At 59.3% G+C, this 9,316-nt stretch carries 8 protein-coding genes and 2 pseudogenes; 9 read left to right on the top strand and 1 reads right to left on the bottom strand.

Going from position 1 to position 9,316, the window contains the following annotated elements; translation table 11 throughout:
- The 5 genes and pseudogenes from K359_RS0145015 to K359_RS55840 all read left to right on the top strand — a co-directional run.
- On the top strand, window positions 1-253 hold a 253-nt coding region (locus K359_RS0145015), incomplete at its 5' end, for a transposase domain-containing protein (protein ID WP_029084911.1).
- A gap of 57 nt (window positions 254-310) precedes the next feature.
- Window positions 311-589: pseudogene (locus K359_RS66540) on the top strand (phosphopantetheine-binding protein); the annotation flags it as partial.
- A gap of 105 nt (window positions 590-694) precedes the next feature.
- On the top strand, window positions 695-2,068 hold the full coding sequence (locus K359_RS0145010) for a condensation domain-containing protein (RefSeq protein WP_245284924.1): 1,374 nt from the start codon (window positions 695-697) through the stop codon (window positions 2,066-2,068).
- Complete coding sequence (locus K359_RS0145005; protein WP_029084909.1) at window positions 2,061-3,479, top strand: MATE family efflux transporter; 1,419 nt, start codon at window positions 2,061-2,063, stop codon at window positions 3,477-3,479. Before K359_RS0145010 ends, K359_RS0145005 begins: the two co-directional genes overlap by 8 nt.
- Window positions 3,460-3,868 (top strand): annotated as a pseudogene (locus K359_RS55840) (IS3 family transposase); the annotation flags it as partial. The gene K359_RS0145005 and the pseudogene K359_RS55840, both read left to right, overlap by 20 nt.
- Window positions 3,869-4,198: 330 nt before the next feature.
- On the opposite strand, the gene K359_RS60255 reads toward K359_RS55840, so the two are convergent.
- The gene (locus K359_RS60255) at window positions 4,199-4,456 is read right to left on the bottom strand and encodes a hypothetical protein (RefSeq protein WP_165123026.1); all 258 of its coding nucleotides are present in this window, start codon (window positions 4,454-4,456) and stop codon (window positions 4,199-4,201) included.
- A gap of 122 nt (window positions 4,457-4,578) precedes the next feature.
- Here K359_RS60255 and K359_RS0144985 point away from each other — a divergent pair, with 122 nt between their 5' ends.
- The 4 genes from K359_RS0144985 to K359_RS0144970 are packed head-to-tail and all read left to right on the top strand — an operon-like array spanning window position 4,579 to window position 9,185.
- Window positions 4,579-5,106, top strand: coding sequence for a spore coat U domain-containing protein (locus K359_RS0144985; RefSeq protein ID WP_051346803.1), 528 nt, complete (start codon window positions 4,579-4,581; stop codon window positions 5,104-5,106).
- An 11-nt stretch (window positions 5,107-5,117) separates the two neighbouring features.
- Window positions 5,118-5,846, top strand: a complete 729-nt coding sequence (locus K359_RS0144980; RefSeq protein ID WP_029084907.1) for a molecular chaperone — start codon at window positions 5,118-5,120, stop codon at window positions 5,844-5,846.
- A complete protein-coding gene (locus K359_RS0144975) occupies window positions 5,815-8,232 on the top strand; it encodes a fimbria/pilus outer membrane usher protein (protein ID WP_029084906.1) in 2,418 nt (805 codons plus the stop codon). Before K359_RS0144980 ends, K359_RS0144975 begins: the two co-directional genes overlap by 32 nt.
- Window positions 8,229-9,185: a spore coat protein U domain-containing protein gene (locus tag K359_RS0144970; protein ID WP_156929066.1), complete on the top strand. Its 957-nt coding sequence runs from the start codon at window positions 8,229-8,231 to the stop codon at window positions 9,183-9,185. The genes K359_RS0144975 and K359_RS0144970 overlap by 4 nt, the downstream gene beginning before the upstream one ends.
- The last annotated feature ends 131 nt before the right edge of the window (window positions 9,186-9,316 follow it).

The raw sequence follows: 9,316 nt of genomic DNA, 5'->3' as shown, positions 1-9,316 counted from the left end.
CGCATTGAGAGGCATCGCCTTGGGAAGGCGCAACTGGACCTTCGCCGGCAGCCAGCGCGGCGCCGACCGTGCCGCCATCATGCTGACGATGATCACGACCTGTCGCCTCAACGACGTCGATCCCAAGGCCTGGCTCGCCGACGTCCTGGCCCGTATCGCCGATCATCCCGCATCGCGTCTGCACGAGCTCTTGCCCTGGGAATGGAAGCTCCTGCGCCAGGCCGACAAGCCAGCCAATCAGCAGGCCGCCTGACCTTCACCCTTCACCCAATGCCATCATAGACCTCGCCGTGCCCGCGCGCATGCGTCAATCAGGCGGCCTCCGTCGTATGCGTACGATCGAGCTCGCCTGCCGACCGTTTCTTACCGCGAGGCTGGCCCTGGTCCATCTGCTGAGCCCCGCACGACCGCGGAGCTTATTCTTGCCGAGATCTGGCAGGACTTGTTAGGCGTCAGCTCTGTCGGAATCGATCAAAACTTCTTTGATATCGGGGGAAACTCTCTCCTGAGCGTGCGCTGCGTCACGCTGGCGCGCAAAGCCGGGCTGACGCTCACTGTCGCCCAAATCTATCGAACACCGACTATCAGGAAATTGGCGGCAGACGGAGGGGCGGCTACGCTCCATAGCTCGCCTTGCGCGGATAGGCCGTTGCCAGTGAGCCCCGTAATCTCATTCTCGAACCGTGTTATCGGCTTGGATGAGCACTACACCATCGGCGACCTGTTCTTCTTGCCCGGCGACATCCTGAATATCCAAACGCTGGAGCGCGCCCTTGCCCAAGTCGTGTATAGGCACGAAGGTCTCAGACTCCGCATTGCCCGAACCGACGATGGTCTACGTCTGACAATCGGCCCCTCTGTCGCCGAACGCCTCGTAGAGGAGATCGATCTTGTCGGCATGACCAGCCTAGAGCAGCGTAAGGCAATCGAAAACAACTCAGCAAGACGTCAACACATATTTCGGTTTGACGGCCAGACGCTCCTTTTGAACGTCACGGTGTTCCGTACATCAGAAAGCGGCGATTACTATCTGCTGGTCCTGGTACATCATTTCGTCCTGGAGGGGACAGGCTATCGATTGTTCCTGGAAGCATTGGATGCGGCGTACGACGCCGCTGCCTCAGGCCATGCCGCACTTGATCCCGAGAACATTCAAATGCTCTCACCATGGCTGACTCGCCTTGAACACTACGCGAACGGCGAAGCGCCGTCCGAACTCGGATACTGGGAGGGGATTGATTACGGTAAGTTCAATTTGCACGTCAGGGACACTTCATCGGGCGGCGCGAGCTTTTCTGATGAGGCGGCAAGAGAGCTTCACTATGCACACCTTGAAGGTCGCATCGATGAAGCGAATTGCCGATCGCTTTGGGAAGATCAAGCTAAGTACCATCTGGAGATTGACAAAGAAGCGACAGCTGATCTTCTCAATATTGCAGCCAAATCGGCGCATTGTGAGGACTTTGACGTGTTTCTTGCCGGTATATCTGGCGCCTTTGGACGCGTTTTCGACAACTATTCGATTTGGATTGATACCCTTACCTCGACCCGAGGTCGGCTGTTTGACGATATCGATCCATCCCAGATCATCGGCTTCATCGGCGAGTTTGTTCCGCTCGCCTTAAGTCTCACCGGAACGGAGCCCCGCGCCGACCGTGCTCGTTCAATATATCGTCAGCGCAACGCCCTGCCGCGCAGGGGAATAGGCTTTCGGGCCTTGAAATACCTAAACCGAGATCCAGACGTGCGGACCCGGATCGATCGCCTGCCCTTGCCCACAATTGGGTTGAATTATCGACCGGGTTTGCAGCGCCATTTTCCACGCCGTCTCTTTTCCCAGGAGCCCTCTCCGCTTTGGATTGGCCAGGACATGGACCCCGCGGCCCTAAATTACCTGTTCTGGTTTAGTGTCGGATATCGAGCCGGCCATCTCCGGATTGAAACCAAGTATAATCCAGCCAAGGTCGGCTATGAGGTGACCCGCAATCTTTGCACGGTGTTGCAACAAGAGCTGATGCAAACGATCAGCGAACTCAAAAGAGGTGGCCACACATTCATCCATGAATGAGCCGGATGCGGAAGTCGAGAGCGATCGCGACGCGATGCTAAAGAAACGACAGCACATCGATCTATTTGACACAAATCTCTCGCGCCTTATTCTGCGGCTCGCCATTCCGTCTATTGTCGGCTTATCGATCAACGCGTTACAGCAGGTCGTCAATGCGATCTTTGTCGGCGCACTTGGCGCGCAGGCGATCGCAGCTGTCAGCATGGCCTTTCCGATCGTGGTCCTGCTCACGGCAGTCGGACATGGACTCGGCGTCGGAACAGCGTCGTTCATATCTCGTCAGCTTGGCGCTGGCGAGTACTTGGAGGCGAGTCGAGGCGCGAGTACTGCACTCGCGCTCGCCGCTCCGATCGGTGTGATGCTTACGATCGCTCTGCTTCTAAACCTGCGAGGGATCTTCGTAACGCTTGGGGTTACTCCAACCATTATGCCCATGGCGCTCGACTACGCGGCGCCCCTTTTGTTCGGGTACACCCTGATGCTTCTAAACATCGTCAACGGCTTCATCGTCAGAGCCGAGGGCAATACACGATTGAGCATGTGGACGATGATTACCGCGTTCACACTCAACGCTATGCTCGATCCCATCTTCATATTCTTACTGGATCTCGGTGTGCGAGGCGCAGCCCTCGCAACGCTGTTATCTCAGATCGCTGCTATCTGCCTCTATATCGCTTATTTTGCCAAGCTTCGCGGGATAGTCCTCGTCAGGATATTTCACATTTCGTTGCGCGCAGATCGTATCAAACAGCTCGCGCTCATAGGGGCGCCGGCGACCATGACCGGTATTGTATCTGCCGTTTACCTTATGCTCATGTACAGGGCTGCTGCGCCGTTCGGCGGCGAGTCCATCGCGGCCGTTGGAATAGCTATGCGATTGTTGACGATTGGCGCACTGCCTATCGCCGGCTTCTGTATCGGCTCTCACGCTGTGCTGGGTTTCAGCTGGGGCGCACGCGACTTTGCCCGCGTATTGAAGGCCGCGAAGTTCATGCTCTCCATGACTGTTGCTTTTTCCATCGCGTATTCTGCGGCTATTGTGATTTTTGCCCGTCCTTTGGTCAGGCAGTTTAGTGATAGCGACAATATCACAGAAATTGCGGTCTCAACTTGCATCGTTTTCCACCTCTTTTTTTGGCTTTTTGGCATCCACAGTGTCGTGACGACGATGCTTCAGTCGTTCGGGAGGGCACGCCTCAGTGCGGTCGTGTCCTTGGCGAGGCAGGGCTATATCTTCACACCGGCTGTACTGTTATTCCCGGCCATATGGGGTTTCAACGGGCTGTTGGTCAGTCAAGCCATCGCTGAGCTGGGCGCCCGAATGATCGCGCTGTTTGTCATGTTCCACCAGTTCGGTGAGCTCAGACGAGCGCCCCCCAATGAACCTTGCCCGCAGTACGGTTTACTATGAACCTCGGCCGGTTTCGGCCGAGGACCTTGTCTTGATGCGCCGGCTCGATGAGCTGCACCTCGATTATCCCTTCGCAGGGGCGCGCATGCTGCGATCGCTGTTGCAGCGTGAGGGCATGCAGGGTGGCCGCCGCCACGTCGCGACGCAGATGAAGCGCATGCGGATCGAGGCGATCTATCGCCGTCCGAACACGAGCAAGCCCGCACCGGGCCACAAGATCTACCCGTACCTATTGCGCGGATTGAAGATCGAGCGGCCGAACCAGGTCTGGGCAATGGACATCAGCTACATTCCGATGCGACGTGGATTCGTCCCTGGCGGCGGTCGTCGATGTGTTCAGCCGACGGGTATTGGTCCATCGCGTATCGATCACGATGGAGACGATATTCTGATCGAGGACGTCCTCACTCGAGCCTTGACGAACGCACGCCCGACAAGGCTTACTTCGGCGCGCAAACGATGGTGACGGCCGCATGATCGTCGCCAACGATTTTGCTGCGGCTCTGGTCGGGCTTACGCCCTCCCGACGCCACAGCAAACTCGTAAAGCCCCGCCTTCAGCATAACCCGGCAGGAATCCACTTAATTTTCGCGGGGCGCTGTCCAAACAACCGGGACCAGCTCTTTTCAAAGACCATCTCTGCTTATCATCGCTGTCGTTGATCCGGCTCGCTTTGCTCCCCCTATTCCTTTTTTGGAGCCAGTCACTAACTTCCTGGCTTACGCTCCTGCTGCGGCCCCGCCGGGCTCCACGTTGCCGCTGAGAGCGGGCGTGCTCCATGCCATTAACTCGTAAGGCCGATGCGCCTTGCCCTTGCCGATGCATTCGACCTCCGGCGCGTGCAGGGAATAGAACTCGGCATCAAACTCGGGACCTGCGACAAGTTTCGCGGATACCGATACCGCGGCGGCGTGTTGCGCGGAAAGCTCGCGGTGACGCTCAATCACATCAAAATTCGAATCTAATTCAGTCGCCATGGCGCATTTGCCCCAGGCCACATTAGATCGGCACCAACCAATCCTGGTAGGTGCTTCCAGTCCTTCTCAGCGATACTAGGCCATAGTGTCTGTACCGGCAGGGGGGACGCGAGCGTTCGCCCATGAATCAATGTTTCCGTCACCGTGCCTGGCCGCCATCAACGGTCTGGACGAGCGCGCTCCTAATAGCAGCCGCGATCTTCGTGCCTGAACTTGCCCACGCCGCCACTGCGACGGGGCAGTTCACGGTCACGATCACGATCCAGTCGAACTGCATCGTCCAGTCGGCGACCGATCTGGCGTTTGGATCGCAGGGCGTTCTCAGCGCGAACGTCGATGCCCAGAGCACGATCTCCGTTCAGTGCACGAATACAACGCCCTATACCGTCGGCATCAGCGCGGGGAACGGCGCCGGCGCGACAGTCGCAGCACGCCAGATGACCGGAACAGCAGCGGCAACGGTCACCTATTCAGTTTACCGTGATGCCGCGCGCAGTCTGGTCTGGGGCACCACTATTGGAACGGACACGTTGGCTGGGACCGGAACCGGCGCTCCTCAACCGATCACCGTTTATGGTCGTGTTCCGCCTCAGTCGACACCGGCGGCCGGTGGATACAGCGACACGCTGACGGTGACCGTCACTTACTAACGGAAACGCCTATGCCTGGACTGCTTGCCCGCGTGAGCCGCATCGCCGTCGCTTGCCTTTGTGCTGCGCGGGTAGAGGCGGCCTCGCTCCGCGTGGCGCCGACCACTCTCGACTTGCTGGCGCCCGACAGCGCCGCGACGCTGAACCTGCGCAACGAGGACAGCCGGTCAATCAATGTGCAAATCCGAGTGTTCCGCTGGACGCAAAGCGGGGGGGCGGATCGACTTGAATCGACCTCCGACGTCGTAGCCAGCCCGCCAAGTCAGACGCTTGGACCCAACGCCGATTACGTTGTCCGCGTCGTCCGTGTCAGCAAGCAACCTGTCGAGGGCGAGGAGAGCTACCGTGTTGTGGTCGACGAGCTTCCCGATCCGGCGCGGCGACGGCATGGCGTGGTCAATCTCGCACTGCGCTATTCCGTGCCGGTCTTCTTTCGTGCTCCTGATCTGCGTCAGGCGCAGATATCTTGGACCGTTGGGCGAAGTGGCAACGGGCTCGCGGTAACGGCGAGGAATGCCGGTCAGCAACGGCTTAAGATCGCAGACCTTAAGCTGTTCGATGGCACGGGGCAAAACATCATACTCGGCAAAGGGCTTGTCGGCTATGTGCTTGGCAACGCCACGATGCAATGGTCATTTGCCGCGCACGGCGCCAACCTGTCGGGTCGCTCCGTGACCCTCTCCGCCCAGAGCGATACCGGACAGGTCAATGCGACGGCTGCGGTTCAACCCGGCCGTTGAGATGGCCATCCTGTTGGTTGGTCTCGCTGCGCCGGCAACGAGCGCGCAGGCTGAAGGACTGATGGATATTCCGAAACCGACCGGTAGGGTAGCCGTGACAGCGGAGCGCAGCCTGCAGCTCAACGTCGTGATCAACGAGAGCCCTGTCAACCTCATCGGATCGTTTCAGCTACGGCCCGACGGTTCGCTGGCGGCGACACCACAAGAACTTCGGGAAATCGGGCTGATTCCTACCGACGAAGCAATCGGTTCAGACAGTCTCGTGCGTCTGGATCGCTTGCCCGGCGTATCCTACCGAGTTGACGAAGCCAAGCAGACGGTCCGGATCACTGCGCCTGATGCGGCCCGGGCTCCGCACATCGTCAATGTGCGTCCGAAGGCCGATGGGCACATCGGGCCGCAGAGGAGTTACGGTGGAGTGCTGAACTATACGCTCTTTGCTAGTTCCGACGGCGCGTTCTGGCGTGACCTGAAGAGTTTTCAGGGATTGTCAGGAGCCTTCGATGGCCGGGTGTTCAGCCCATACGGGACGTTCAGCCAATCGGCCATCGCGAGCACGGTATCGCCGGAGTTTGGCGGTCTGACGCGCCTCGACTCCACGTGGACGTATTCGGATACGGAGAGCCTTATTACCTATCGTGGAGGCGATACGATCTCGGGCGGCTTGTCATGGACGCGATCAGTGCGGCTTGGCGGCGTGCAAATGCAAACCAATTTCGCGCTTCGTCCCGATCTCGTGACTCTGCCGATACCAGCCCTGTCCGGCAGTGCGGCGGTGCCCTCTACCCTCGACGTCTATACACAGAATGTGAAGACCTACACCGGCTCAGTGCCGGCGGGACCATTCCAAGTCACCAATCTCCCGATTGCCACCGGCGCAGGGACGGCAAGCGTGGTGCTGAACGATGCACTCGGCCGACAGATTGTTACGACGCTGCCATTCTACGTCTCCAGTCAACTGCTCAGGGAAGGCCTCTATGATTTCTCGGCCGAGCTCGGCTTCGCGCGCCGGTTCTACGGGATCGAATCGCACAACTATGACGCTCGCCCGGTCGGATCAGCGAGCGTGCGTTACGGCTTAACCAATTCGCTGACGCTCGAAGGCCATGCCGAAGGAGGGGCCGGCCTAGTTAACGGAGGTCTGGGTGCGGCATTCTCGCTGGGGGCTTTCGGCGCAGCCTCCTTTGCCGTAGCCGGCAGTCAGGTTGGCGACCGGGCTGGTGGTCTGTTCAATGCTTCCCTTGAGACGAGCTTCTGGGGGCTATCGCTCTATGCCCGCACGCAACGGACGTTTGGCAATTACGACGACATCGCGTCGGTGACCGCGCCGATCCTCGATCCGAAATTCGGTAACTCTTCTTTCTTCAGCGCCCTGGTACCGAAGGCTCTAGACCAAGTCACCTTCAGCATGCGGCTGCCGTTCGATCGCTCGAATCTCGGTCTCAGTTATACGCAGCTCGAAAGTGCTTTGGGAGACCGCAACCGCATCGTTGGACTGTCATTCAGCCGCACCTTCTTTCGTGACAGCACGATCTTTGCCACCGCGTTCAAGGATATCGATGCCCCCAGGAGTTTCGGTATTTTCGCCGGAATTTCGGTGCCATTCAGAAATGACGTCACGGTATCGACCGGCGTGCAGAGCGGTCCGACCGGAACTTCGGTGGTGACCGACGCGATGAAGTCCGAGAGGCTTGAAACGGGAAGCTACGGGGCGCGCGTGCGCGACGCCGAGGGCTCCATTCCCGATCGCTCCGCGAGGGCGAGCTATCGCGCATCGTTCGGCCGCGTCGAAGCCGGCGTGCAGCAATACGGCAACGCCACACGCGCTACCGCGCAGATCGATGGCTCCATCGCATTTGCTGGAGGTGGGGTCTTTTTCGGCAACCGCATCGATGATGCATTTGCGGTCGTGAACGCCGGCGCGCCCAACGTCGCGGTGCAATACGAGAACCGGCCGGTCGGCGTGACCGATAGCCGTGGGTTGCTCCTCGTTCCCTATCTGAACTCGTACCAGAAGAACAAGATTTCGATCGATCCGAAGAACTTGCCCGTTGATGCCGACGTGCCGAGCACCCATGAAGCGGTGGTGCCGGCCGACCGCAGCGGCGTGGTGGTCAATTTTGGGATATTGGAAACGCCGAAGGCGGCGCTCGTCACGTTCACCGACGGCAAAGGTAAGCCGCTCGCGGTGGGAGCGCAGGGCCATCTGGAGAGCGGCCAGCAGACGTTCGTCATCGGTTACGACGGGCAAGGTTATGTCCAGGGCTTGACCGATCAGAACATCGTCGCGATTGACCTTCCGGACAGCGGTTCGTGCCGCGCGGCGTTCGGCTACGCGCCGAAGCCCGGTGAACAGGTTGCGCTCAAGGATGTAGTTTGCCAATGAGACGGACCGCCCCATCGCGATGGCTGATTGCTGCATTTCTGGTGGTCGCTCCGTCAGCCGCCAAGGCACTCACTTGCAGTTACAGCGTGTCGAACGTGAGTTTCGGCTCGGTCGATGTGCTTGCAGGCAGCGCTGTCGACACGACCGCGACGATCGGCATCAACTGCAGTGGCTTGTTGTTGGAGCGAGTTCGGCTCTGTCCCAACCTTGGAGCCGGCAGCGGCGGCGCGACGGCGTCGGCACGACAAATGGCAAGCGGCGCCCACCAGCTCAACTTTCAGCTTTATCAGGACTCCGCCCGAACGACGGTGTGGGGTTCATATCTTTGGTCCTTCTCGGCCCGACCGCCGACCCTCACGTTGGACCTGAACGTCCTCGGCAACGGCTCGCTTACTCCAACTATCTATGCCCGCGTGCTCAGTGGGCAGTCGACCGCTGCCACCGGATCTTATCTGTCGTCGTTCTCTGGGACTGACGCTCAACTGCGCTATGAGACCTGTCCTCTGGGTGTCTGTCCGGCCTGCAGCGCTTCCTTGGCGGGATCAACCAATGCAAGCTTCACGGCCAATGCAACGGTGCTGAACAACTGCCTGGTCTCGGCTCAGAACATCAACTTCGGCGCAACCGGTGTCTTGAGTACCAACGTCGATGCGACAGGTCAGCTCACCGTCACCTGTACGCCGACGACGAGTTATACTGTTGCCCTAAATGGGGGCACTACGGGTTCCCCACCTGCCAGCCGCAAGATGTCCAAGGGATCGGAGACTGTAACCTACGGCCTCTACAAAGACGCCGTGCGGACGCAGGTATGGGGTGACACAACGGGCAACAACGTGCCCGGAACGGGCACGGGCCTCGCTCAGAATCTCATCGTGTACGGCCGCGCGCCGCCGCAGGCCACGCCGTCACCAGGGGTGTACTCTGATACGGTTGTTGTAACTGTCACTTACTGAATCGGCAGAGGTACCGAATGTGCGAGCGTGATGCACAGAGCTGGTCCCGGTTGTTTGGACAGCGCCCCGCGAAAATTAAGTGGATTCCTGCCGGTTACGATTTTGCTGTGGCGTCGGGAGCGCCCGACCAG

The sequence above is a fragment of the Bradyrhizobium sp. th-b2 genome (assembly GCF_000426785.1).
In the GTDB taxonomy this organism is placed as follows: domain Bacteria; phylum Pseudomonadota; class Alphaproteobacteria; order Rhizobiales; family Xanthobacteraceae; genus Bradyrhizobium; species Bradyrhizobium septentrionale.
Note: the sequence above shows the minus strand (reverse complement) of the source record. Positions and strands in the feature narration are given on the sequence as shown.

Excerpts from the sequence above, each read along its gene's own strand:
- K359_RS0145005 (WP_029084909.1), top strand. The coding sequence starts at position 2,061 with ATGAATGAGCCGGATGCGGAAGTCGAGAGCGATCGCGACGCGATGCTA.
- K359_RS60255 (WP_165123026.1), bottom strand. The coding sequence starts at position 4,456 with ATGGCGACTGAATTAGATTCGAATTTTGATGTGATTGAGCGTCACCGC.
- K359_RS0144985 (WP_051346803.1), top strand. The coding sequence starts at position 4,579 with ATGAATCAATGTTTCCGTCACCGTGCCTGGCCGCCATCAACGGTCTGG.
- K359_RS0144980 (WP_029084907.1), top strand. The coding sequence starts at position 5,118 with ATGCCTGGACTGCTTGCCCGCGTGAGCCGCATCGCCGTCGCTTGCCTT.
- K359_RS0144975 (WP_029084906.1), top strand. The coding sequence starts at position 5,815 with ATGCGACGGCTGCGGTTCAACCCGGCCGTTGAGATGGCCATCCTGTTG.
- K359_RS0144970 (WP_156929066.1), top strand. The coding sequence starts at position 8,229 with ATGAGACGGACCGCCCCATCGCGATGGCTGATTGCTGCATTTCTGGTG.